This window comes from Marinobacter gelidimuriae (assembly GCF_000372805.1).
In the GTDB taxonomy this organism is placed as follows: Bacteria; Pseudomonadota; Gammaproteobacteria; order Pseudomonadales; family Oleiphilaceae; genus Marinobacter; species Marinobacter gelidimuriae.
Genome location: NZ_KB889901.1, coordinates 1 through 22,355, shown reverse-complemented (window position 1 = coordinate 22,355; position 22,355 = coordinate 1). Strand labels below are relative to the sequence as shown.

Genomic DNA, 22,355 nt, shown 5'->3' with positions numbered 1-22,355 from the left:
TCTGAATTTTCTACTGAATTACAATAAAAGAGGAGAAGCCTCTACTTGTTTTTGCTATCATGAACAGTCAAACCATTGAATATCATGACAAAACGCAAACAAGAGAGGCAACAATGCGACAGAAACGCACCGTCCAGCCCAGTCTATTCGATTCTGTCCTTGAACACGACATCGCCATCGAGCTCGAAGCCATGTCCAACCTGCTCGACGCCCATCCGATCGTGCTGGACTGGGTCGAGTCTGATCTCCGTGATCGGGCGTTGGCCAGCACCGGGCGTAAAGGCCTGTCGGTCGAGTCCATTCTGCGGTGTGCCATACTGAAGCAGTCCAGACAGTTGACGTATCAGGAACTGGCNTTCTTCCTTCAGGATTCTATCTCGCTCAGAGGCTTCGCGCGTCTGGCCATGGGCTGTCCGCAGAAATCAGCGCTGCAGGCCGGTATCGCGGCGATCAGTGCCGCCACCTGGGAGAAACTGAATCTACTGCTGTTGCAGACGGCCAGCGTTCACAAGGCTGAAACCGGTCGAGTCGTGCGTATCGACAGCACGGTCACGGACTCGCCCATTGCCACACCCTCAGACAGCGCCCTGCTGCACGATGTCGTCCGCGAGAGCGTGCGACTGTTGACGCGGTTCGACGGTCTCATGCTCGAGCGACCGGTCCAATGGCACAACCATCGCCGCGTGGCGAAACGGCTGGCGTACCCGCTGCAGTACACCGTGAAGCGCAAACGACCACCGGCCTACCGCAAGCTGCTCAAGGTCGCCAGCCGTTCACTTCAGTACGTCTGTCTTGCACGTGTTCAGGCGNTGGCCAGCGCACCTGCAAACNGCAAGATCCGTGCGTGGATCGCGTCGNCTGAAGCGCTCGAAGCTCTGGGCGCAGCGGTGATGGATCAGACGCAGCGGCGGGTATTCNAGGGCGAGACCGTGCCGGCGGATAAGAAGGTCTTCAGCCTGTTCGAGCCGCATACCGACATCATCATCAAAGGCGCCAGAGACGTCGCGTTCGGTCACAAGCTGAATCTCACCACTGGCCGCAGTGGGCTCGTGCTTGATGTGGTGATCGAGTCANGCAACCCGGCTGATACCGCCCGTTTCCTGNCGATGATGGNGCGGCAGACAACGATCTACGGACGTCCACCGCGCCAGGTCGCCACGGATGGCGGCTATGCCAGCCAGGAGAACCTGGCGGCGGCCAAGGCGCTGGGCACCAAAGACGTTGCCTTCCATAAAAAGAAGGGGCTCAAGGTCAGTGAGAGGGTCAAGAGCCCCTGGGTGTATCGCAAGCTNAGGAACTTCCGTGCCGGCATCGAGGGCAACATCTCCTGTCTGAAGCGTGCCTATGGTCTGTCCCGTTGCACCTGGAAAGGACTTGAGCACTTCAGATCGTACGTCTGGTCTGCGGTNGTCTCGAGAAACGTGCTGTTGCTGGCACGACTGCTTCAGACCTGAANGGGTAGCCGCTGAACAAGAGAGATATCACGCCAGAATGAGTGGCACGGCCTTCGGCCGTCTGCAGAATGGCCAAAACGATGGTCCCAGAACAGAATGCCGCTCGCTGCGGCCAATTGTAGATTGACCACCACACGACTGTATAAAATACGATCAGAGGTGGTGCTGGAAATCACTGGTTTCCGGATGGACACAGTAGCTAATGAGAGGTTCCTGATGTTGCTTTGCATCCCATGTTTTAAAACCCTGCCCGCCGCCTGAGGACGGAAGACGGTGATGCCTCACGTGATTCGGGAAAAAAGCATGACCATATCAAATTTAGGCGATGATCATGACTTTTCCTGATTAGCGATTGGTCTTCAACGGACGGGGCTCAGTGGATGCCTCTCCGCAATCCCAAACCGATTTCAAAGGAGTAGTTACCATGAGTGCTGGAAAAGTGCTTGATCATCACCTGGACTGTATTGGTCGTGGTGATGTCGAAGGGATCATGTCCGATTATGCAAACGACTCGGTGCTGTTTCTGCCAGATGGTGTTCTGGTGGGAAAGGATAAGATCAAGGCTTTTTTCGATGGCTTGATTGAAGAGTTTTCCAAGCCTGGCATGTCATTCGACTTAAAGGTGAAAGAAGCGGAAGGAAAGGCCGCATATATCGTCTGGTCCGCGACGACACAAGACAATGTTTATGAGTATGCCACCGACACTTTTTTCATTGAAAATGAAAAGATCACAATTCAAAGCTTTGCAGCAAAAGTAGTCCCAAAATAACGGGATGCTTCTCTACTAAAACGGCTTTGAACGTTGTTGCACAATTCATTTGGTTGTTGCACAGTTCATTTGATCGTAATATCGGTCTTTGTCTGAAAAGTCGGCGAGCGCATGCAGCGCCAAGAAGAACTCTGAGCGGAGGACTCCCCATGCAACCGAATAACGACCAGCGGCTGTGGATGTATCGTCAGATGGTGACCAGCCGTCATCTCGAGGAGCGCATCGAGACGCTCTACATGGAAGGTAAGACCCCGGCATTCAACATGGCCAAGGGGCCGATCCCCGGCGAGATGCATCTCTCCAACGGCCAGGAGCCCTGTGCGGTGGGCGTCTGCGCCCACCTCAGCGCCGAGGATGTCGTCGTTGCCACCCACCGGCCGCACCATATCGCCGTGGCCAAGGGCGTCGACCTGAATGCCATGATCGCCGAGATCTTCGGCAAGGCGACCGGTTTCTCCGGCGGTCGCGGTGGCCATATGCACATCTTCGACCCCACCGTGAACTTCTCCTGCTCGGGGATCGTCGGCGAGACCCTGGGGCCGGCAGCGGGTGCCGCCTTGTCCAGGAAGATGCAGGGCAAGCCCGGTGTGGCGGTGGCCTTTCTGGGCGAGGGCGCGGCCAACCAGGGCGCCTTCCATGAGGCCCTGAACCTGGCGGCGGTGTGGAAGCTGCCGGTGGTGTTCGTCATCGAGGACAACGCCTGGGGCATCTCGGTGGCCAAGCAGGCCGCCACCGCCGTGCCGCGCAACGATGTGCGCGCCAGCGGCTACAACATGCCCGGGGTGCATGTCGCCGATAACGACGTGGAAGGCGTGTTCGCCGCCGCCGGCGAGGCCATCGCCCGGGCTCGGGATGGCCAGGGGCCAACGTTGATCGAGATCGAGACCTCGCGGCTGGCCGGCCACTTCATGGGCGACGGCGAGGACTATCGCCCCGAAGGCGAGAAGGAGGGCTTGCAGCAGCGCGACCCCATCCCGCGCTATCGCCAGGCGCTGATCGAGGCCGGCCTGCTCGACGAGGCCGCCGACACCCGCCTGGTCGGCGAGGCCCACGAGCGCGTCGAGGCGGCCATCCGTTTCGCCCAGGAGAGTGATTTTCTGCCCCCCGAGGCGGCGCTCGAGACCGTTTTCGTCTGATTGCCCAGGAGAGTTTCCATGACTGCAACAACCACTGCTTCCAGCTCCCGCAAACTGACCATCGCCCGGGCCATGGCCGAGGCAACGGCCCAGGAAATGCGCCAGGATCCGTCGGTCTTCGTGATGGGCGAGGACGTGGGCCCGATGGGCGGCGTCTTCGGCAACACCCGAGGCCTGCATGAGGAGTTCGGCGGCGAACGCGTCCGCGACACCCCGATCTCCGAGACCGCCTTCATCGGCGCCGCGGTGGGCGCGGCCTCGGATGGCATGCGCCCCATCGTCGAGCTGATGTTCGTCGACTTCTTCGGCGTGTGCATGGACGCCATCTACAACATGATGGCCAAGAACACCTACTTCTCCGGCGGCACGGTCAATGTGCCGATGGTGCTGATGACCTCCACCGGCGGCGGCTATTCCGATGGCGGCCAGCACTCCCAGTGCCTCTACGGCACCTTCGCCCACCTGCCGGGCATGAAGGTGGTGGTGCCGAGCAACGCCTATGACGCCAAGGGCCTGATGACCGCGGCGATCCGTGACGACAACCCGGTGGTGTTCATGTACCACAAGTCGCTGCAGGGCATGGGCTGGCTGGGCACCGAGAAGGGTGCCACCGTGGCGACGCCCGAGGAGAGCTATACCGTCGAGATCGGCAAGGCCGCGGTGGTCAAGGAAGGCCGGGACCTGACCCTGGTCAGCCTGGGCGTCGGGGTGCACCACTGCCTGCGCGCCGCCAAGGCGCTGGGCGAGGAGGGCTTCGATGCCGAGGTGGTCGACCTGAGAAGCCTGGTGCCGCTGGACCGCGAGACGGTGCGCGCCTCGGTGGCCAAGACCGGCCGGCTGATCGTGGTCGACGAGGACTACCACAGCTACGGCGTCAGTGGCGAGATCATCGCCAGCGTGGCCGAGCACGACCTCGCCTGCCTCAAGGCCGCGCCCCGACGCGTCGCCTACCCGGATATTCCGATCCCCTTCACCCCGACCATGGAGCAGTGGGCGCTGCCCAATGCCGACAAGATCGTCGACGCCTTTCACCAGATGATGAGTCAATAACAGGAGACATCGCTTATGAGCACCGCGATTACCGTACCCGAGGATCTCTGGGAAGGTGACAATGAAGGCGTGATCACCGCCTGGCTGGTCGACGACGGCGGCCAGGTGAACCAGGGCGACCTGGTGGCCGAGGTGATGGTCGATAAGGCTCAGTACGAGATCAAGGCACCAGCCGCAGGCCGGCTGACCATCGCCAAGCAGGAAGACGAGGTGGTCGAGAGGGGCACCACCATCGCCAGCCTGGACGACTGAGGAGGTTCCCATGCCACTCGACACCCAACCTAGCGCCGCCGAGGGGGCGGCGCGTCGGCCCGAGCCGCGTGAGATTCCTCTGCGCGGGATGCGCGGCATGATCGCCACCAAGATGCGCGAGAGCCTGCAATCGACCGCCCAGCTGACCCACCACGCCGGCGCCGAGCTCGGGGCCGTTCAGGCCCTGCGCGAACATTGCCGGGACGCCGGGCTCACGCCGCCCTCGGTGCAGGACGTGCTGCTGCGCCTGGTGGTGCAGACATTGCCGGACTTCCCGGCACTGAACGCGACCCTCGAGGACAACCGGATTACCGAGCACTCAGGAGTACATCTGGGCCTCGCCATCCCGCTACCCGATGATCTGTTGCTGGCGCCGGCGCTGTTCGACGCCCAGGCGATCGAGCTGGGTGCGCTGCCCGGGGCGCGTCGCGACCTGGTGGAGCAGGCCCGCGCCGGCAAGCTTGGCGTGCGCGAGCTGACCGGGGCGACCTTCACCGTCTCCAACCTGGGGCGCTCCCGGGTGCACCACTTTACACCGATCCTCAACGTGCCCCAGGTTGCTATCCTGGGCATCGGCGGCACCGAGGCGAGGGTGGTGCCGGACGACGCGGGCGGCGTTCGAGCCGCCGAGGTGATCGGCCTGTCGTTGACCTTCGACCATCGCGCGGTCAACGGCTCGCCGGCGGCGGCCTTCCTGGATGCGTTGTGCGAGCGTGTCGAGACGCTGGCGCCGGAGGCCTTCGACGCCGAACTCGCCGATCGGCCACACGATCGGCAACAAGAGCCGAGCGGATCATGAACATGCCACTGACCGGGGCCGCCGAGCCCACCACCCAAGGGTTGCGACGTATGGGCGTGGAGGTCGGGCTCGCCTCCGAGCAGGCGCTGCTTGAGATGGTGTGTGAAGGGGAATGCAACGCACTGGCGCTGGCCTGGTCGCCCACCGACCGCGCCCTGGTGATGCCCCGGCGCCATGATCGCCTGGCGGGCTTCCCCGCCGCCCGGCACCGACTGGCCGCGATGGATTGGCCGGTGCTGTTTCGAGCCACCGGTGGCACCCCGGTGCCCCAGAGTCCGGCAGTGATCAACCTGGCGCTGGCCCTGCGTTGCCGAGTAGGAAGCTCGGCGGCGCACCTCGAGTGGGGCTATCACCGCCTGGGCGATCCCTGGTGCGCCTGGCTAGCCTCCCTGGGCGTGGCGGACGCCGACCTGGGCCCGACGCCCGGCGCCTACTGCGACGGGCGCTTCAACGTGCGCATCGGCGGACGCAAGCTGGTCGGAACCGCCCAGCGCTGGCAGCGGGTGCGGGGCTGTCGCGATATGGCTCTGCTGGTCCACGGCGCCATGCAGTTGGATGACACTCCCGAGGCGCTGGTCGCCGTGGTCAACGCCTTCCAGGCCGCCATCGACGATCCCCAGCGCTTCCAGGCGGCGAGCCATATCGCCCTGCGCGACGTCGTGCCCGACCTGGACCTCGAGGCCGCCATGCCAAGGCTGCTGGAAGGCCTGGTGGCGGGGCATGCCATGCCCGGACTCGCCGCGCACCACTGAGGTCGGCGCCTTGCTGCTGATCGCTCAGGGGGGGCAGCCGAGAAACTGCCCTGAGGGGTCGTGGGAAGTGATGCCAGATACTGATGCTGGCTGGAGAATCACCGTGGGTGGTGTCCCAGCAGATTGGAAATCCTGGAGGCGGCACCGGTAGGTGCCGCCAGGCGAGCATCGTCGCGCCGGTCAGTGACGCGGGTCCCAGAGACGACCGCGATTCTCTTCTTCGTACCCCATGCTGCCGAAGGGCAAGCTGACCATCTCGAGCTGCATGCCCCACGGCGCCATGAAGTAGACCCAGGTCAGGCCTTCCATCGGGCCTTCGGTGAAAGTCTTGGGTTCACCGAGCACCTTGACGTCCTGTTCCTTCAAATAGGCCACGGCCTGATCCATATCGTCGACATAGAAGGCAATATGATGGCCACCGATGTCGCTGTTGCGGGGTTGTTCGGTGCGCTGGTCCGGCGCGGTGTACTCGAAGATCTCGAGGTTGGTGCCATCTCCGCAGCGCACCAGGTGGGCGGCGGGTATCGTCGCCTCGCGGTCGACGTTGAGATTGGTGACCATCCAGTCGTCGTCGAAGGGGCCGATGGTGAAGAAGGCGTCGCAGCCGATCACCTCGACGAAGAAGTCCACGGCGGCTTGTCGGTCGGGAACGGTGAAGCCGATGTGATGGGGCCCTTGCATGCCGGGCAGTTCGGCGAGGGCAGCCTGGCTGGTGGCGGTGAGCAGCAGGGCAGCGAGGGTACGCTTGGCTAGTGGCGTCATGGTGAGTCTCCTGTGGTGTTGTTGTTGGCGGTGATCCGGGTCACCACCCAAGAGATAGCAAGCAACGTCCCAGCCGAGAGCGGTCGCAGGAAGTTAACTCAAGTAGCTGTTGTTGAAGGGGGGAGTGGATTGGCATGCGTGTTGGAGGGAGGCTGTCTGGGGCGGCGTCGTTGCAGCTGTCATGTGACAGGTGTCGCAGGGTGTCACGCAAGCTGCCGAATGGTGTCTCTTGTTGGCGACAGCTGCATTGCCGCCGTGAGTAGGATGATCAAGGCGAGAACGCCAACGCCCAGTGACGGGAGTCCCACTGATGTCCGGCTCCTTCGCGGCCCTAGGCGTCCTGCAGGGCCTCTTCCAGTATCTTCAGCCGGCCTGGCACCAGGGCGTCCTCCACGGCGGTGATGCGCAGCACATGGCCCAGCCCCGGATGGGCGGGGCGGGCGATTAGCCGTCCGGCCTCGAGTAGCTCCCGGTTGACCCGCTCGGCGAGCTCGGCGCTGGGCATCCTTACCCCGATGAAGTTGGTGGCGCTGGGCAGCACCTCGGCACCGAGTCCGCGCAGGTGCTCGGCCAGGCGTGCACGGCGCCGGAGCACGGCGGCAATGTGCTCGTAGGTCTCGTCGGAGTGGTCGAGCACCACCTCGGCGGCGGCCAGGGCCAGGGTCGAGACCGCATAGTGGATGCGGACCTTCATCATCATCGCCAGGGTCTCGGGCTCGGCGATGGCATAGCCGATGCGCAGCCCGGCCAGGCCAGGCCATGGGCCTTGGAGAGGGTGCGTAGCCGGATCACGCCTGGCAGCACCTCACGGGCGAAGGGGGTGTCGGCGTCTTCTCGAAAGTCGTGATAGGCCTCGTCGAGGAGCAGCCAGCAGTCGTCGGGCAGGGCGTCGCGCAGGCGGCGGATGGCATCGTCGTCGTGGAGGTGGCCGGTGGGGTTGTCGGGGTTGGCGAGGTAGACCAGCCGCGCCTGGGCCTGCCGTGCGGTGGCCACCAGGGCGTCGAGGTCCGGGGCGAGGCGACCGGGCGATTCCTCATAGGGTACCTCGACCAGCCGGCAGCCCTGGCCGCGGGCGAAGTACCCGAAGGTGGGGTAGGTGCCGGGCTCGGCGACGGTGCGCAGGGCGAGCGCGATCAGGCTGCTAGGCTGAGATCGTGATCATGATTAACGCAGAGATGCCGATCATCGAAGAAGAGACTGCACAGAGAAAGAAAGTTGAGATGTCTCATATCGGCGGCTGACGCTTTCATCCACACCAAATCTTAAATCGCCGCCGCCCGAATCGTTTTGGTGGTAAGCATGCCAGGTATGGTCTGACCATGAGGGTGATAAATACCTCCCATCGGCATGAAGAATGGCAGGTCCATTCTCTGCCCTCTGCCGCGGTCCTCAAAGCGAAGAGCAACTAAACCCGCCACCCTACCGAATGGCGTAAAGCTTGTTGTCATTTGAGCCGATGTAAATGGCACCGTTGGCCAGCCAGTGCTGGCGAAGACCGGATTAACTCACCTGTCTCGAACGCCCATTTTTCCGTTCCGTCGTCGGGCTTGATGGCGTAAAGCTTCTTGTCAAATGAACCGACATAGATGGTGCCGTCGGCTCCGACTGCCGGCGAAGAGATAATCCAGTTATCAGTCTCGAACGCCCATTTTTCTGTGCCGCCGTTGGGGTTGATGGCGTAAAGCTTGTCATCAGATGAACCGACGTAGACGGTGCCATCTGAGCCCAGGGCTGGTGAAGAAAATATCACGCCCTCAATAATGGGTCCGGTATCCCATTGGATAGAACCAAACGTCTTCTCGCCATTCGCTCTGACGCCGCTGCGCTGGCGGTCACCACCGAAGGCGGGCCATTCGGAGACGCCGGGCAGGGTAACGTCCACGCTGGCGCTGGCCGTCAGGCCGTTGGTGTCTTCGACGATGCCCTGCAGGCGGTAAATACCGCTCATGGGCATGATGGCGGGCACATCCCAGGTCCATTCATTGCCGCGGTCTTCAAAACGCCGGCCACCGACGTCGTAGTGATAACGCAGGACGGTGCCATCGCGGTTAAAGGCATCAAGTGCAAAGGTGGCCTCAGTCTCCAGCGGCAGGGGACTGACATCAAATGCTTCAATTTCGGGGCCACGCGTGGCCACCAGGATGCTGCCTCGGGTCTGGCGTTCGCCGTCGCTGACCTGCACGGTCACCGTGGCCTGCTCGGCCTGTTGTTCCGGGGCGGTGAGCACAAGCCATTCATCGGTGGCATTACCGGTCCAGCCTGCGGGCACCTCCCAGGTATAGCTCAGCGTGGTATTGGCATTAGTGCTGTGCGCTGACGCCAAGATCTGAATCTGCCCGCCCGGGTAGGTGGGCGCACCCGTCATGGAGATAGCGGAGATGACCGGCCCGGTTGGTCCCGGCTCACCTGCTGGCCCGGTTTCGCCGTCACTGGCGTTACAGCCCGCAAGAACACCGAGTAATAACGTTATGGTACCCAACTTGAATAGGGGGCTCATGGCTAGGGATCGAGAATAGATAGTGTCCATCCGGAAACCAGTGATTTCNAGCACCACCTCTGATCGTATTTTATACAGTCGTGTGGTGGTCAATCTACAATTAGCTGCAGCGGGCGGCATCTCGTTCTGGGGCCATCGTTTTGGCCATTCTGCAGACGGCCGAAGGCCGTGCCACTCATTCTGGCGTGATATTCTTCTTGTTCAGCTGTGTTCAGTTCAAGTCTGGAGCAGTCGTGCCAGCAACAGCACGTTTCTCGAGACCACCGCAGACCAGACGTACGATCTGAAGTGCTCAAGTCCTTTCCAGGTGCAACGGGACAGACCATAGGCACGCTTCAGACAGGAGATGTTGCCCTCGATGCCGGCACGGAAGTTTCTGAGCTTGCGGTACACCCAGGGCAGGCGCCGACGCGGTAGCGCCAATATTAATAGTTATAATACTTTCAATCCTTGTCGCGGTGCTTATGGAACAGATTTTCCTTGTTCGTACCACCATTTTGGATTCTTCACTGGCATTAGTTGGTGTAGCTGCATCTATTAGCTTTATACTCGGCGACTCAGACTTCGGTTTGTGGGTAGCACTTGTGGCGACGATAGCGCTGATGAGTAGACAGATATTCGCGTTTATGAGTCAAGCTAACCGTAAGCGTCCTTTGTCGTTGCGGTTTCCGTTAATGAAGACGGGCATCCGATCCACATGAATATGAATGTTGTTAAAGGCTTTCGTTCGAAAGAGATGGAGCGGTGGGCCAAACAGCATCTTGAGCCAGGATGCCAAGTCGTATCCGATGGGTTGGCATGTTTTTCTGCTGTTAAAACAGCGGGGTGCCAGCATACAAGCATTGTAACGGGTGGTGGGCCAGCCTGTGTCTCATTGGTAGAATTTACCTGGGTCAACACGATGATCGGGAATGTGAAGAACGGCCTGAGAGGTGCTTACCATGCAATTAATCACAGACACCTGCCACGCTACCTGGCGGAGTTCTGTTATCGCTTCAACCGGCGTTTTGAGCTGGACAGGATGTTGCCGCGATTTTGCTTCATTGCCGTTAGAACACCGCCTATGCCAATAAGGCTTTTGAAACTGGCTGAGGTTTATGGGTAATCAGGAAACATCATGTCTAGACTGATCATTGACATGTCATCTTAAGGGATTTCAAGGAGAGACCATTATGCAAGCCATCGACGTCATGACCCCCAATGTCATCAGCGTGACCCTCCAGGCCGAGGTTCAGGAGATCGCCAGCCTGCTGGTGGAGCACAAGATCAGCGCGGTGCCAGTGGTGGATGACGATGATCAGGTGCTCGGTATCGTCAGCGAGGGCGACCTGATGCGTCGTGTGGAAAGCGAGGGGGACAAGCACAAGTCCTGGTGGCTGAAATGGCTGTCAGGCAATAATCCCGTCGACTACGTCAAGTCGCATGGTCGCAAGGCCGGCGAGATCATGACCTCTGATCCAATCACCATCGAGGAGGACGAGCCCCTCTACCATATCGCCGCCCTGCTCGAGAAGCATGGGATCAAGCGAGTGCCGGTGGTTAGGAAGGGGAAGCTGGTGGGTATCGTGAGTCGCGCTGATCTGCTCCGAGGCTTCTCGGTCACGGCAACCGATACGACGGTGCCTGCCGATGATCGTGAGATCCGCGCGGCCGTCATCAAGGAAGTCGAGGAGCATAGCGGTGTGGCCTACCGGGTAAATGTCATCGTGACTGACGGTGATGTCCAGCTCTGGGGCCTGGTGACCGGACAGGAGGAGAAGCTGGCCGCCCAGGTAGCTGCCGAGAATATTCCCGGGGTCAAGTCCGTCGACAATCATCTGGGGATCACGCCTCCGGGCATGTCGGGGATCTGAGGCCTCTCCTGGATCGAGCCGGCCATCGACGCTTGAGGGCGACCCTGTCGGGTCGCCCTGGCTTGCTGAGAGTTCTCAGTTTTCCTGGCTAGCTTCCACCCGGCGCAGGGCCTTCTCAAGGTTGGCAAGGCTGCGCTCGATGTCGTGGAGGCTTCCTTTCTTTTCTCCTATTTCTGCAAATAAATCAGATGCTTAAGTTTCCGGATGGACACTAGCTAAGCGTTAAAAAAGAGCATAAAGTTTGAGTTAATGGCTGTAAACCGGTACTTTTAGCGCATTCATTTATAAAACAGCAGGTTACCCCACTTGGCTGCCCACAATAGATAGAGCAGAATACACGCTAATGGTCATTACAGAAAAGGATAAACCCAAGCTCTTCGAAACGCCTGGACAACGCCTTGAGCATCTTCTTGCTCAAATCGGTTTTCAAAAAGATCGCGGTGTCATTACAGATCTACACACTTACCTAGCCAAAACAGATCCGACGCATTTCAGCGATTTATCCTATGGGACAGTACGAGGGTGGTTTGCCGAAAATGCTCCTCCAATGAAACGTATTGGCCTAATCATTGACGCACTCCAGGAAAATTACCCCTTCAATTTTGATCTGGTCCACATTAAGACCTGGTGGAAGGTTGGCGGCTTTTATCCATTTCTGACGTCAGAATCCGAAGAGAATCTGGCCGAGTTGGATACGGAAGCCAAAGCGAAGCGGGGGAAAACCGCATTCGTCATTATGGCGCTCGTCACAGAAGAGAGTGGGGAATCGTTTGATAACCTCACAACAGACGAGCTGAGAGTCATCAGTGACGCCGCCAACCAATTCGTTCAAGACTTTACCGATCCCTACCAGACAACCTGCCCCAATCACTATCTTCGGGCTGTTATCCGTGACCAGCTCAAACGACTTTAATGTGGGATGGGCCGGTTAAGAGTCCGGGCTGTCTTTCGCTTCGGATGTCAGCGGTATTTCAAACTTATTGATCAGAGTTTTTAAAAAACCCAGATCTGAAACCAGTTTTGTGTTTTCAGAAGACAATCGCTCGCTGTTTGACAGTGCAGTGGCCAGCTGCCTCTCATAGCTCTGAGACTCTGATTGCAGCTTTTGGGCCAGGGTGTCCGTTTCTTGCGCTAAGGCGCTGCACTGAGCAGAAAGTTTTTGGTTTTCCTCGCCATACGTGGCTCCCTCGGCACGAAGCATTTCAATCTTGGTCTCCGCGTTCCGTGCTGCGGCTTGATGGTTGTCGTTTAGCCTGATGACTTCTTGTTTCAGGCCGTCATTCGCAGCCACGGTAAGATCGTTGATCTCCGAAAACGCATGGAGTTTCTGATTGATGGATGTGACCGCTTCTTTATACCCGTCGATGGTTTTCTGGTGATCCTCGCGCATGGTGCGAATGACCTCCCGGTGTTCAGAGAGGGTAGACTGAAGTTCGTCTCGAGTTTCGACGCTTTTTTCTTTCAGGTATGCAATTTGGTCAGACTGGGCCCGTAACTGTTTTTCCTGGCCCTTATGAGTTGCTTCAAATCTGGCAACCTTCACCTCCAACATCTGCTTCTCCGATCTAAGCCAATCGCCATCAACGGTGGCTTGGGTCAATCTCTTCTCCTGTATCTCCAGCTGGGATTGTTTTTCTTCAAGACGGCTTTCCAGATCAGCCAGTGCCACATCGCGCTCGTGGATGTCGTTTCTCAGTTGTTCTGTCTCTTTACGAATACGCTCATCTGTTTGTTCTTCCAGTTCCAGCGCTGCCGGGCGCAACAGGAGTGCAAGTCTGGCTGTCAACGGATCGTCGGCCTCATACACAGCGTCAACGCCTAACGCTTTCAGGAAGTAGCCGATTTTGGCAATCGAGCCTTTGCTCAAGAGCTTTCGGACTTGGTAAGGGTTGATGGGTGCATATTCCGGCCCATCGTGAACACCCATTCCGGACGAACGTGAACACCTATTCTGGTTCAACGTGAACAGTCATTCCGGCTGAAGATGAACACTTTTGGTGATTTACCGGAATCGGTGTTCACCATGCCGGAATCCGCGTTCACGTTAAACAAGAATCTTTCTTAACGCATTGTTTATTCAACCGTTTGCTACTCTGATTCCTTTTTGGGGATCAGGGCTATGCCAGCTAAGAGAATGCCAATGCGTAAAATCAGAGAAGTACTTCGTCTGCGGCTGGAAGCCGGGCTCTCGATCCGGCAGATCAGTGCCAGCACCAAGACCAGTGTCGGAGCCATTCAGAAGCTCTTGTCTCGGGCCAATGCCTTAGAGATTACCTGGCCATTGCCAGAGGATGTGGACGATGGCCGCCTGGCGGCCATGTTCTATCCCGGCTCCGATCCCACCTCATCTTCACGCTATCAGGTGCCTGACTGGACGACGGTTTACCAGGAACTCAAGCGCAAAGACGTCACCAAGCAGTTGCTGTGGGAGGAGTACACCGCTCGTTACCCCAACCGGTGTTACAGCTACTCTCAATACTGTGATCGCTTCCGGCACTGGCAAAAGCAGCAAAAGCGCTCCATGCGCCAGATCCACAAGGCCGGTGAAAAGTGCTTCGTGGATTATTGCGGCCCCACCGTACCCATTATCAACCCGCAAACCGGCGAAATCCGCACGGCTCAGGTGTTTGTCGCCGTGCTGGGGGCCTCTAATTACACCTACGCGGAAGCCACCTGGAGCCAGGGATTGCAGGACTGGCTGCTGAGTCACGTGCGCACCTTTGAATTCTTCTGTGGCATTCCGGAGATGGTAACCCCGATAACCTAAAATCCGGTGTGACCAAAGCTCACCGCTACGAACCTGACCTCAATCCGACCTACCAGGACATGGCCGCCCATTACGGCGTGGCCGTTGTCCCTACACGGGTCCGAAAGCCACGTGATAAAGCCAAGGTGGAAGGCGGTGTGCTGATCGTCGAACGCTGGATCCTGGCGGCGCTGCGTCACCGTCAGCACTTCTCGCTCGGACAGCTCAATGCAACCCTCCGTGAGCTGCTGGAAAAGCTCAATCGCCGCCCCTTCCGAAAGCTGCCCGGCTGCCGGCGTGACCACTTCGAACAGCTGGACAAACCCGCCCTACAACCCCTGCCAGCTGAGCGTTATGTCTACGCGGAATGGAAGAAGGCCCGAGTGAATATCGACTACCACATAGCCGTTGACGGGCATTACTACTCGGTACCCTACACCTTGATCAAGAAGGAGGTGGAGGTCCGAATCACCCACAACATCATCGAGTGTTTTTACCGGGGCAACCGGATCGCCAGCCACCGCCGCTCGGACCAAAAGGGACGGCATACCACCATCGCCGCTCACATGCCTGAATCCCATCGGCAGGCGGGTGAGTGGTCACCGGAACGGCTCATCGCCTGGGCGGCCAAGACCGGACCCGCGACGGAAAAGCTCATCCGCACCGCACTGGGTGCCCGCAAACACCCGCAACAGGCTTACCGCTCCTGCCTGGGCATTCTCCGGCTGGGCAAGAGCTACGGCGAGGCACGATTGGAAGCCGCCTGCCAGCGCGCCTTAATGCTGGGTAGCTGCCGCTACAAAAGCATTGAATCCATTCTCAAACACCGCCTGGACCAGACGCCCCTGGAAGAACAGCAAGAGCTGGCCTTACCGGATACCCACGACAACATCCGCGGCCCGGCCTACTACCACTGAGGAAACCTGACATGCTGAAACATCCGACTCTGGACAAACTCCATGCCCTCAAATTGACCGGCATGGCGTCCGCACTAGCCGACCAGTCGGCCACGCCTGACATCACGGAACTGAGCTTCGAGGAACGCCTTGGGCTGCTGGTTGACCGGGAGATGACCGAACGAGATAACCGACGCCTGACCAGCCGGCTGCGCCGGGCTGGACTGCGACACACCGCCGTTCTCGAAGACCTGGATTACCGGAACTCACGGGGGCTGGATAAGGGACTGATCCAATCCCTGGCAAGCTGCCAGTGGGTGAAAGAACACCTGAATGTGCTCATCACCGGCCCCACCGGCGTTGGCAAAACCTGGCTGGCCTGTGCCCTGGCGCACAAAGCCTGTCGGGAAGGCTACACCGCACAGTACGTTCGCCTGACCCGGCTGCTACGAGAACTGACCATCGCCAAAGGAGACGGCCAGTACCCCAAACTCCTGACCAACCTCGCCAAAGTCGATGTGCTGATCCTGGACGATTGGGGGCTCATGAAACTGAGCGCAGAGAACCGAAGAGACTTGCTGGAAGTGCTGGAAGACCGTTACGGCCGTCGTTCCACCATCGCCACCAGCCAACTCCCTATCGAGGAATGGCATGACGTCATCGGTGACGCCACTCTGGCGGATGCGATTCTGGATCGGCTGGTTCACAACGCCTACAAGATCAACCTCAGGGGTGAATCCATGCGAAAACGACAAGCAAAGTTGACGGGCACCACGGCTTCGGAGTAACAATGAAACCCCCGCGTCGCGTCGCTCCGATGGGTGGCAGCCTTGCTCCGGTCCGGGTGGCAGGCTTCAGGTGGAATGGGTGGCAACCTTCAGCGGTTTACGCAGTTTCGTTATAGCAAGCATTGTTGGCTGGGTTATTTTCTACGGGCAATCTTGCAACAGCGCCGGGCAGTGCAGTGGTTTTTTCTAGCACTTCTCACAAGGCAGTCAACCGGAAACCAAAAGCGTACCGCTTTTGGTTTCCTCTGCTGCGCTCCGGCACCGGTTACCATCAGCATTATCTCTTTATAAAGCAATCGGGGCGCAAGTGATCGAAAACGCGAATTATCAAGGACCACTGGCATTTTTCCGTAAGCACTTAAACGGTGATTATTCCCTAGGGCGCTCATATTGGGTAAATACATTTCTTGTTTTATTATTTGCTCCGGCGCTTGGCCTCATATTAGCCCCGCTTCTCCAAGACCTACCCGCGCGGTATTCATCGGCGGCAGTTCTTGCCCTTACTGTGCTTGGGTTACTCGCTTGGGTATGGGCGATAAGTGGAACCTGGGCCTCAGCCAACAAACATGTTCAGCGAGGAGGGAAAGGGGGTTGGGCTAGTGCCGCAAAGGTGATTATCGTTCTGGGCATCTTCCGGACAGTTGTCGATGTTGGCAATATGAGTGAGAGTTTCGACGAACACTGGCGCGTAGCTTTGGGTGACCAACCCGGACCGCAATACACAATAGAAGTGAGTGGTGATGGAAAATCAGTTGTGTTCGAGGGTGGAATTAATGACGGTGCTGCCGAAGCTTTGACAAGGGCGTTAGATATGGCCCCCGCCGTCAATACCGTCGTTTTCAATTCGATGGGCGGTTGGGTTCGTGAAGGAAATCTCGTAGCAAATATCATCTCGCAACGTGACCTCTCCACATACGTTGAAGGCGAGTGTACTTCTGCATGTACCATTGCCTTCCTGGCCGGAAGAGACCGCGTGGTAGGTCCCAATGCACACGTCGGGTTTCACCAATTTAAGTCTGTGGGTGAGCCTGGCGGCGATGAAGGGGATCAAACGATGGCGCGCGCCGTCTACGAGCGAGCGGGCGTTTCGAGAGAGTTTATAAATAGGATCGTAGCTACCCCTTCTGAGCAGGTGTGGTATCCAGCGCACAACGAACTGCTGGCTGAAAATGTTATCACTCGAGAGATTACCGACGGCGAAACTACATCTCTTGCGACGCGTCTGCGCACGCGAGACGCTGTAAATGAAGACATTGAGAGTGGGTTAATCCAAGGGTTCAAACAGGCAGCTGAGAAGATCAATTTAGGCACGCCTACTATGGTTGATGGCGAAACTCGTTTGGATAAGGTAACGGTAGGCCCAGGTGCAGTTTTGACTTACCACTATACCTTCCCGAACTATGCATCCGATGCGGTGGACAGCGCGTGGATAAATTCTCAGCTGCGTGAAAGCGTGACTAACAATGTCTGTAAAAACGAAGTAATGAAACCTGCCCTCGAATATGGCGGTAAGTATATCTATTCTTATTCTGGGAGTGACCAGAAGGTTATTGGATCCTTTCAGATTACGAGAAAAGACTGTGATTATGCGGCTCTCGCCCCCGCATCCAATAACTTCGTACCTGTGAGGCTTCCTCACGGCGTTCAAATTGAGCTTCCGAGAAACTGGGAAGCTCTGAGCAAGAATCAGCGTATCACCCTCGATTCATCAGTCCAATCCCGCAATGAACGTGCGGGCCTCTTCGATGCGTCTTCTGATTTAAATTTTGGTGCCAACTACTACGATGAGGCAGGGAAGACCGCTGCAATTATGAACGTCCGATACTACCCAAACTTGGATGTTTCACAGACCGAGGCTCGCGCTTCTGGACCGTCCGACATTAGTGAACTCGATAGCGCGCTACGCGAGTCGATGTTGGAGGCTGGTCAGATTTATGGATTTTCTGTTCTGGCTTGGAACGGTACGGTCAAGCAAGTGATCAATGGTGTCACCGCATTTGTTACGGAATACAAACGATCCCCGCTGAACAATAACGGCAACTTTAAGGTTCGCCTCGTGCGGGTGTTCAATGGAGGAAAGTCCTTTACGATGACTGTCTCTTATCGTGAAAATCAAGAGTATCTCTTGCGGCCAATTTGCGACCGCATTATTTCCTCCCTTCGCAATTGAGCGCTCAACAGTGAAATCGAGAAACTCCCTAACACTGCGCTCCAGGGGACGCTAAGCAACAAGGCCGCGCAGCGCCCCTGAGTTTGAGCGTTGAGGCTGTAGAAAAACCCCAAATCGGATCGATTTTGGTAGCATTGAGCAAACAGACAAGGAGCCGTCGGAATGCCCCGCTTCAAGCATTACAACTACGACCAGGATACGATGGTCGTCATCAACTATCAGGAACAGCTTCAACCCGGCACCTTTGAGCACGCGGCCCACTACCTGATCGAACACAAGCTGGATCTGTCGGTGTTTCACCCGAAATATCGGACCGGCCAAGTTAATTGTCGCGCTATACTGAAAAAAAAGATTTCTCCCGGGATTCTTACCTGTTTGATTGGATCACGAAATCAAACGATTCCATGGGGCCAACCACTTCTACTTCAACACTGATTCTTACACCAGGGATGCTCAGAGCTTCACGCATTTCTTGGCGAACTTTGGCCCGAAGCTTTTCGCTGGTATAGTTCCGCGCCTTACCGGTGCTGAAATATTCCCGCACCATTTTCTCGGTTATCGCTTGTCCGTTCTTCCGGTTCTCCTGAACCACGATGGCGGCCACCAAGCTACTATTTATCAGATACCGTTGCCGTATATCACAGATCCCGTTCCGATATTCTGCCATATGGGCCATCAGAGCCGTGCTAGCATCCTTTATGACAGGAAAGCTTGGCTGAGACTGGACGGCCTCGGCTTGGGCCTTTTCGCAGTAGAGTTCGGTAACCCTGCCTGAATGAGCTAGTGAAGGTAGAAAGATAAGAGCCATGATCAGATAACGCATAAAATTCCTATTTGCTCTTCCATTTCTTGGGAGTATCAATCGAGCCCCCGGTATCCAAGCTGGTATCCACACAGAAACCAAGTATTCCTTGTCTGTTAATTGGTGCTACCCGGAGCGTTGTTTAGAGACTGGATCGCATACACGAAAGTCATTTTAACAACCCTGCTGAAGAGCTGGGGATTCGCACTGATACTATCCTCATACTTTAAGCCCTTAACCTCCCCAGACTGGTCCCAGATGTTTATATAGTCTTCACTGAGGTTTATCGTGTGGTCGCTGAGAACGAAGCCATCCTTGTCTTGAAACTGAAGAATTATTCGGTCGTACTTATTCTCTTCGAGGGCTTCGGTAAGCCATTTTAGGTCTGAAGCGGCCGGTTTTTTGGGTGCCTCGCCATAGGGAGTTGGGGCCACATAATTCGATAGCTCCAGACTGTAGAATAATCGGTCTTCGATCTGTTTTGCTGTGGCATTGATTTGCACCTTTTGATCCATGGAGCTATCAAGATTCAGCGTTTTCTCAGTGGACACGGCCAGCTTTCGCAATTCAATTAATCTGGCGTCCTTTACCAACGCTACACTCCCTGTCTGCTTGTTAATTAGGTAGGTATCGCCTGAAACCTCTTTCAGGTCATAAGGATCTTGCTCGTAGCAGCCTGTAAGACTCAGTAATGCGCCAGCCAATAAGATTTTTTTCATTGTTCGCTCAATTATAACGATGCGGATGCCCACTCTGCGGAGGGCGACTTGTTATGGTTTCTATTTGGGCAGCTTTTCCCAAGGATAGGTTTCCTTGCCATCTGGGCCAGATTTCCACATTTTGTATTCTGGAACCATGCACCTTCCGCAGGGCCTAAATCCGGCGTGAATGGCGTCCTGCTCATTCGCGAAGAAGACGCGATATTGGGCGTAACCTTTGGAGAGCGCGCTATTGGCGGCTGGGCAATCTAACCTGCCATAAATTCCCGCTTTTGAATTGCCGCCTAAAGTCCCCGGAGTTTCGCTAATGCCAGTAGTCCCATCCGCAGTTAATAATTTATAGGTCTTCAGGAATACTCTCTTACCAATAACAGTTAACTCAAAGACTAACGACATCTATCCTGGCACTGGGGGCACTTCGAAGCAAAGGTCGTTGGATCACCACCAGTTTGCTAGGCACCTGTCAGCCATACAAAATGGCTATCAGAGAGGTGGCATTGCCAGGCCCGCTCCATCTGCTACTACGGATGCCGGGATCGCCATTGTCCGCAATGCCAGGGCCATGCAACTGAACAATGGAGCGCACGTCAGCGCTCCCTGTTACTGTCGGTGCCTTACTTCCATTGGGTGTTTACGCTACCTCACACCTTGAACGGCTGGGTTCAGCTCCATCCCGACGTGATCTACCGCTGTCTGTTCGCCGCAGTCTGGGACACGCTTAAGCAGTTTGGGCGCAACACCCGGCACCTTGGCGGCGAACTGGGCATGACGGCGGTGCTCCACACCTGGGGACAGAACCTGAGCCGTCATGTTCACGTGCATTGCTTGATCCCCGGCGGCGTGTTGACCGGCACAAAGCCAAAAACCACTACCTGTTCCCGGTACGGGCCTTATCCCGGCGTTTTCGAGGACGAATGGTGTCGTTGCTGAGAGCGTCGGTGAACGCCGGTGAACTGCACTGGGTCACCCGCAGCGGTGAGATTGATGGTGTGCTCGACGGCCTGATGCAACACGAGTGGGTGGTCTACACCCGACACTGCCTGAACCAGGCCGAGAGCGTGGTGGATTATCTGGCTCGCTACACTCACCGAATCGCCATCAGTAATGGGCGTTTGTTGACGATGGAGGATGACCGGATCTCGTTCCGATATAAGGATTACCGCGATGGTTCCCGAATTAAGACCCAATGGCTGGAGGGACAGGAGTTCGTACGGCGATTCCTGATGCATATCCTGCCGAAGGGCTTCATGCGAATTCGCCATTTTGGCTACCTGAGCAACTGCACTCGACGCCGCAAACTGGCGGTTATCCGGCACTGTTTATCGCAGCCGCCCAAACCAGAAGCGACACTGGATAGCCCGGCGTCTCAGCGATGCTGGCCGTGCCTCCTCTGTAACAACGGTCTGGTTCGCATGATTTGCCAGATTCCACGATTTAGACCAGCCGTGATCCCAACGGGCTAACCCTTCTCCGCCGGGTTCGGTGCTTGGAAAACAGCCGTTCTAAAGGAGCTGGGCGTTTCTGCGGGCGAACACTGGAAAAAGGGGTATACGAGGGGTAATCTGAGGGTAATCACAACAAGGAACCGCCTCGTGAAAGATCGAATGAGACCAAAACCCGCCGACATTGCTTCGTACCTGGCCCGAGATGTACCGTTCCGGTCCGGCCTTCAAATTACTTTATCCTTAAGCATCGTTCGATAGCTGCGGCGTTGGCGGCTTAGTCCAACAGACATTTAAAGGTCATGCTGCGCACGACCATTAAATGCTTAGGTGTTAGATCTACAAAATAAAGGAAAATATAGATATGAATAAAACCCTTGCAGTAATTTTGGCATCATCTTGCCTTTTAACGTCATCACTTGTTTTTTCAGCATCAGTCGAAAAAGCTCAGATGTTGAGTGAGTATGGGCTAAAAGCAGAAGCGAAAAAGGAACTCGTAGATGTGATATTCAGCAAATCTAATGAGAACAATAAGTCTCAAGCATATTACACGTTGGGAAGCATAGCATTTGATGAAAATAAGATAAGTGTTGCGCTTGACTCATGGAAGACACTGGTAAAACAATACCCAGATTCAGAAAAAGCGAAACTTGTGAAAGATAGAATCCAAGAGCTTGCTGAAATAGTCGGCGAGTCAACTAAGGAATCAATTGATAATGCAATTGCACTTTCTTATCTCAGGCATGGTGATTTTTGGTCTAGTGATAAAGATAGCAGATTTACAATTGATTCCAGCTGGATACCTAATGTTGAAACAGCAATAAAATGGTACGACAAAGTCATTGCAGAATTTCCTAAAACTGCTGCCTCACGTGTTGCGTATCAAGATAAAATAAGAACGTTGCTTGGTTGGAAGGAACGAGGCCAGTATGGGAGTTCACATGGGATTCAGGAGTCATTCGCAAAATATATGCCTCAATTATTGAGTACATTTGAAGCGTTTCAAAAAGAACATCCTAAAGCATTAACATTACAGGCATTCCGTTACCAAATCGCTCAAGCTTATTGGAAAAATAAAGATTGGAACAAAACAAAAGAATGGTTGAATGTAGTCATAGAGAAATCCGGCAGTGGTGATAGCTTTTACAAAGACACAGCACAGAGAAGGTTGAAAAAAATAGAATACTAAGATCTAATCGGGTAGCCGGGGGTATCTAACCCCCAGCCCCCACAACACCCTGCATGCGGATCCGCACAGGGCGTTTCCCGAAAACGTTCAGAGTAAGAAGGCCGATTACCTCCTCCTACCCCAATGATGGCTTCTGATTTTGCGCCAACGTTCCTCGGTCCGGTCGGATATGGAATCGTTGGGCTGCACAGGCTCCTCATTGATTTTCGGGTTCAGGCCTTCACCGTGTCCCAACCATTACGATGGGCGTTTGGCTACTATGCCGTCTGCTGACTTCTG

Annotated in this window: 20 protein-coding genes and 4 pseudogenes; 15 read left to right on the top strand and 9 right to left on the bottom strand. The window is 56.4% G+C overall.

The genetic code is table 11. The features are described 5' to 3' along the window. Window positions 1-113: 113 nt before the first annotated feature. The 7 genes from A3OI_RS0112795 (at window position 114) to A3OI_RS0112765 (ending at window position 6,212) form a co-directional block, all read left to right on the top strand. Window positions 114-1,454, top strand: coding sequence for an ISNCY family transposase (locus A3OI_RS0112795; protein ID WP_026224187.1), 1,341 nt, complete (start codon window positions 114-116; stop codon window positions 1,452-1,454). Between the two features lie 424 nt (window positions 1,455-1,878). After that, on the top strand, window positions 1,879-2,223 hold the full coding sequence (locus A3OI_RS0112790) for a nuclear transport factor 2 family protein (RefSeq protein ID WP_018404668.1): 345 nt from the start codon (window positions 1,879-1,881) through the stop codon (window positions 2,221-2,223). Between the two features lie 149 nt (window positions 2,224-2,372). Beyond that, window positions 2,373-3,359 (top strand): thiamine pyrophosphate-dependent dehydrogenase E1 component subunit alpha, encoded by a 987-nt coding sequence (locus A3OI_RS0112785; protein ID WP_018404667.1) that lies wholly within the window; start codon window positions 2,373-2,375, stop codon window positions 3,357-3,359. 18 nt (window positions 3,360-3,377) lie between these two features. Continuing rightward, complete coding sequence (locus A3OI_RS0112780; protein WP_018404666.1) at window positions 3,378-4,409, top strand: alpha-ketoacid dehydrogenase subunit beta; 1,032 nt, start codon at window positions 3,378-3,380, stop codon at window positions 4,407-4,409. Between the two features lie 15 nt (window positions 4,410-4,424). Then, window positions 4,425-4,661, top strand: coding sequence for a lipoyl domain-containing protein (locus A3OI_RS0112775; RefSeq protein WP_018404665.1), 237 nt, complete (start codon window positions 4,425-4,427; stop codon window positions 4,659-4,661). 10 nt (window positions 4,662-4,671) lie between these two features. Further along, window positions 4,672-5,460, top strand: coding sequence for a 2-oxo acid dehydrogenase subunit E2 (locus tag A3OI_RS20110; RefSeq protein ID WP_018404664.1), 789 nt, complete (start codon window positions 4,672-4,674; stop codon window positions 5,458-5,460). Beyond that, entirely contained in the window at window positions 5,457-6,212 is a 756-nt protein-coding gene (locus A3OI_RS0112765; RefSeq protein WP_018404663.1) for a lipoate--protein ligase family protein, read from the top strand. Before A3OI_RS20110 ends, A3OI_RS0112765 begins: the two co-directional genes overlap by 4 nt. 180 nt (window positions 6,213-6,392) lie before the next feature. Here the strand turns inward: A3OI_RS0112765 and A3OI_RS0112760 are convergent, their stop codons facing one another. From A3OI_RS0112760 to A3OI_RS22050, 5 genes and pseudogenes are all read right to left on the bottom strand, one after another. Further along, complete coding sequence (locus A3OI_RS0112760) at window positions 6,393-6,974, bottom strand: VOC family protein (RefSeq protein ID WP_018404662.1); 582 nt, start codon at window positions 6,972-6,974, stop codon at window positions 6,393-6,395. A gap of 331 nt (window positions 6,975-7,305) precedes the next feature. Continuing rightward, window positions 7,306-7,674 carry an aminotransferase class I/II-fold pyridoxal phosphate-dependent enzyme gene (locus A3OI_RS24325; RefSeq protein ID WP_267283302.1) on the bottom strand — a complete coding sequence of 123 codons (369 nt, stop codon included), beginning with the start codon at window positions 7,672-7,674 and terminating at the stop codon, window positions 7,306-7,308. Further along, entirely contained in the window at window positions 7,671-8,096 is a 426-nt protein-coding gene (locus tag A3OI_RS24320) for an aminotransferase class I/II-fold pyridoxal phosphate-dependent enzyme (RefSeq protein WP_267283303.1), read from the bottom strand. Before A3OI_RS24320 ends, A3OI_RS24325 begins: the two co-directional genes overlap by 4 nt. Window positions 8,097-8,418: 322 nt before the next feature. After that, complete coding sequence (locus A3OI_RS23410; RefSeq protein ID WP_026224185.1) at window positions 8,419-9,471, bottom strand: outer membrane protein assembly factor BamB family protein; 1,053 nt, start codon at window positions 9,469-9,471, stop codon at window positions 8,419-8,421. A gap of 216 nt (window positions 9,472-9,687) precedes the next feature. After that, window positions 9,688-9,867 (bottom strand): annotated as a pseudogene (locus tag A3OI_RS22050) (ISNCY family transposase); the annotation flags it as partial. A gap of 256 nt (window positions 9,868-10,123) precedes the next feature. On the opposite strand from A3OI_RS22050, the pseudogene A3OI_RS20095 reads away from it, so the two are divergent. The 3 genes and pseudogenes from A3OI_RS20095 to A3OI_RS0112730 form a co-directional block, all read left to right on the top strand. Beyond that, window positions 10,124-10,576 (top strand): annotated as a pseudogene (locus A3OI_RS20095) (IS1595 family transposase); the annotation flags it as partial. Between the two features lie 67 nt (window positions 10,577-10,643). Continuing rightward, complete coding sequence (locus A3OI_RS0112735) at window positions 10,644-11,324, top strand: CBS domain-containing protein (RefSeq protein ID WP_018404658.1); 681 nt, start codon at window positions 10,644-10,646, stop codon at window positions 11,322-11,324. A gap of 343 nt (window positions 11,325-11,667) precedes the next feature. Continuing rightward, the gene (locus A3OI_RS0112730) at window positions 11,668-12,237 is read left to right on the top strand and encodes a hypothetical protein (RefSeq protein WP_018404657.1); all 570 of its coding nucleotides are present in this window, start codon (window positions 11,668-11,670) and stop codon (window positions 12,235-12,237) included. A 15-nt stretch (window positions 12,238-12,252) separates the two neighbouring features. On the opposite strand, the gene A3OI_RS0112725 is transcribed toward A3OI_RS0112730, so the two are convergent. Next, window positions 12,253-13,251, bottom strand: coding sequence for a coiled-coil domain-containing protein (locus A3OI_RS0112725; protein ID WP_018404656.1), 999 nt, complete (start codon window positions 13,249-13,251; stop codon window positions 12,253-12,255). 192 nt (window positions 13,252-13,443) lie between these two features. On the opposite strand from A3OI_RS0112725, the pseudogene istA reads away from it, so the two are divergent. The 3 genes and pseudogenes from istA (at window position 13,444) to A3OI_RS21195 (ending at window position 17,924) form a co-directional block, all read left to right on the top strand. Continuing rightward, a pseudogene (istA, locus tag A3OI_RS20090) lies at window positions 13,444-14,987 on the top strand (IS21 family transposase). A gap of 11 nt (window positions 14,988-14,998) precedes the next feature. Next, window positions 14,999-15,754 (top strand): IS21-like element helper ATPase IstB, encoded by a 756-nt coding sequence (gene istB / locus A3OI_RS0112715; protein ID WP_018404653.1) that lies wholly within the window; start codon window positions 14,999-15,001, stop codon window positions 15,752-15,754. A 307-nt stretch (window positions 15,755-16,061) separates the two neighbouring features. Continuing rightward, window positions 16,062-17,924 carry a COG3904 family protein gene (locus A3OI_RS21195; protein ID WP_018404652.1) on the top strand — a complete coding sequence of 621 codons (1,863 nt, stop codon included), beginning with the start codon at window positions 16,062-16,064 and terminating at the stop codon, window positions 17,922-17,924. Window positions 17,925-18,291: 367 nt separating this feature from the next. Here A3OI_RS21195 and A3OI_RS23190 read toward each other — a convergent pair whose 3' ends face one another. The 3 genes from A3OI_RS23190 to A3OI_RS0112690 form a co-directional block, all read right to left on the bottom strand. Further along, window positions 18,292-18,747: a hypothetical protein gene (locus A3OI_RS23190; RefSeq protein ID WP_018404650.1), complete on the bottom strand. Its 456-nt coding sequence runs from the start codon at window positions 18,745-18,747 to the stop codon at window positions 18,292-18,294. Window positions 18,748-18,842: 95 nt separating this feature from the next. Beyond that, complete coding sequence (locus A3OI_RS0112695) at window positions 18,843-19,445, bottom strand: hypothetical protein (RefSeq protein ID WP_018404649.1); 603 nt, start codon at window positions 19,443-19,445, stop codon at window positions 18,843-18,845. Window positions 19,446-19,505: 60 nt separating this feature from the next. Further along, complete coding sequence (locus A3OI_RS0112690; RefSeq protein WP_018404648.1) at window positions 19,506-19,841, bottom strand: Ada metal-binding domain-containing protein; 336 nt, start codon at window positions 19,839-19,841, stop codon at window positions 19,506-19,508. A 99-nt stretch (window positions 19,842-19,940) separates the two neighbouring features. Between A3OI_RS0112690 and A3OI_RS20080 the strand changes: the two are divergent. Together A3OI_RS20080 and A3OI_RS0112680 are read left to right on the top strand one after the other, a co-directional pair. Next, window positions 19,941-20,908: pseudogene (locus A3OI_RS20080) on the top strand (IS91 family transposase); the annotation flags it as partial. A gap of 343 nt (window positions 20,909-21,251) precedes the next feature. After that, the gene (locus A3OI_RS0112680) at window positions 21,252-22,076 is read left to right on the top strand and encodes a tetratricopeptide repeat protein (protein ID WP_018404645.1); all 825 of its coding nucleotides are present in this window, start codon (window positions 21,252-21,254) and stop codon (window positions 22,074-22,076) included. Window positions 22,077-22,355 lie beyond the last annotated feature (279 nt).

What these genes read in the sequence shown, in the direction of transcription:
- A3OI_RS0112790 (WP_018404668.1), top strand. Translation starts at nt 1,879, where the DNA reads ATGAGTGCTGGAAAAGTGCTTGATCATCACCTGGACTGTATTGGTCGT.
- A3OI_RS0112785 (WP_018404667.1), top strand. Translation starts at nt 2,373, where the DNA reads ATGCAACCGAATAACGACCAGCGGCTGTGGATGTATCGTCAGATGGTG.
- A3OI_RS0112780 (WP_018404666.1), top strand. Translation starts at nt 3,378, where the DNA reads ATGACTGCAACAACCACTGCTTCCAGCTCCCGCAAACTGACCATCGCC.
- A3OI_RS0112775 (WP_018404665.1), top strand. Translation starts at nt 4,425, where the DNA reads ATGAGCACCGCGATTACCGTACCCGAGGATCTCTGGGAAGGTGACAAT.
- A3OI_RS20110 (WP_018404664.1), top strand. Translation starts at nt 4,672, where the DNA reads ATGCCACTCGACACCCAACCTAGCGCCGCCGAGGGGGCGGCGCGTCGG.
- A3OI_RS0112765 (WP_018404663.1), top strand. Translation starts at nt 5,457, where the DNA reads ATGAACATGCCACTGACCGGGGCCGCCGAGCCCACCACCCAAGGGTTG.
- A3OI_RS0112760 (WP_018404662.1), bottom strand. Translation starts at nt 6,974, where the DNA reads ATGACGCCACTAGCCAAGCGTACCCTCGCTGCCCTGCTGCTCACCGCC.
- A3OI_RS24325 (WP_267283302.1), bottom strand. Translation starts at nt 7,674, where the DNA reads ATGATGATGAAGGTCCGCATCCACTATGCGGTCTCGACCCTGGCCCTG.
- A3OI_RS23410 (WP_026224185.1), bottom strand. Translation starts at nt 9,471, where the DNA reads ATGAGCCCCCTATTCAAGTTGGGTACCATAACGTTATTACTCGGTGTT.
- A3OI_RS0112735 (WP_018404658.1), top strand. Translation starts at nt 10,644, where the DNA reads ATGCAAGCCATCGACGTCATGACCCCCAATGTCATCAGCGTGACCCTC.
- A3OI_RS0112730 (WP_018404657.1), top strand. Translation starts at nt 11,668, where the DNA reads ATGGTCATTACAGAAAAGGATAAACCCAAGCTCTTCGAAACGCCTGGA.
- A3OI_RS0112725 (WP_018404656.1), bottom strand. Translation starts at nt 13,251, where the DNA reads ATGGGTGTTCACGATGGGCCGGAATATGCACCCATCAACCCTTACCAA.
- istB (WP_018404653.1), top strand. Translation starts at nt 14,999, where the DNA reads ATGCTGAAACATCCGACTCTGGACAAACTCCATGCCCTCAAATTGACC.
- A3OI_RS23190 (WP_018404650.1), bottom strand. Translation starts at nt 18,747, where the DNA reads ATGCGTTATCTGATCATGGCTCTTATCTTTCTACCTTCACTAGCTCAT.
- A3OI_RS0112695 (WP_018404649.1), bottom strand. Translation starts at nt 19,445, where the DNA reads ATGAAAAAAATCTTATTGGCTGGCGCATTACTGAGTCTTACAGGCTGC.
- A3OI_RS0112690 (WP_018404648.1), bottom strand. Translation starts at nt 19,841, where the DNA reads ATGTCGTTAGTCTTTGAGTTAACTGTTATTGGTAAGAGAGTATTCCTG.
- A3OI_RS0112680 (WP_018404645.1), top strand. Translation starts at nt 21,252, where the DNA reads ATGAATAAAACCCTTGCAGTAATTTTGGCATCATCTTGCCTTTTAACG.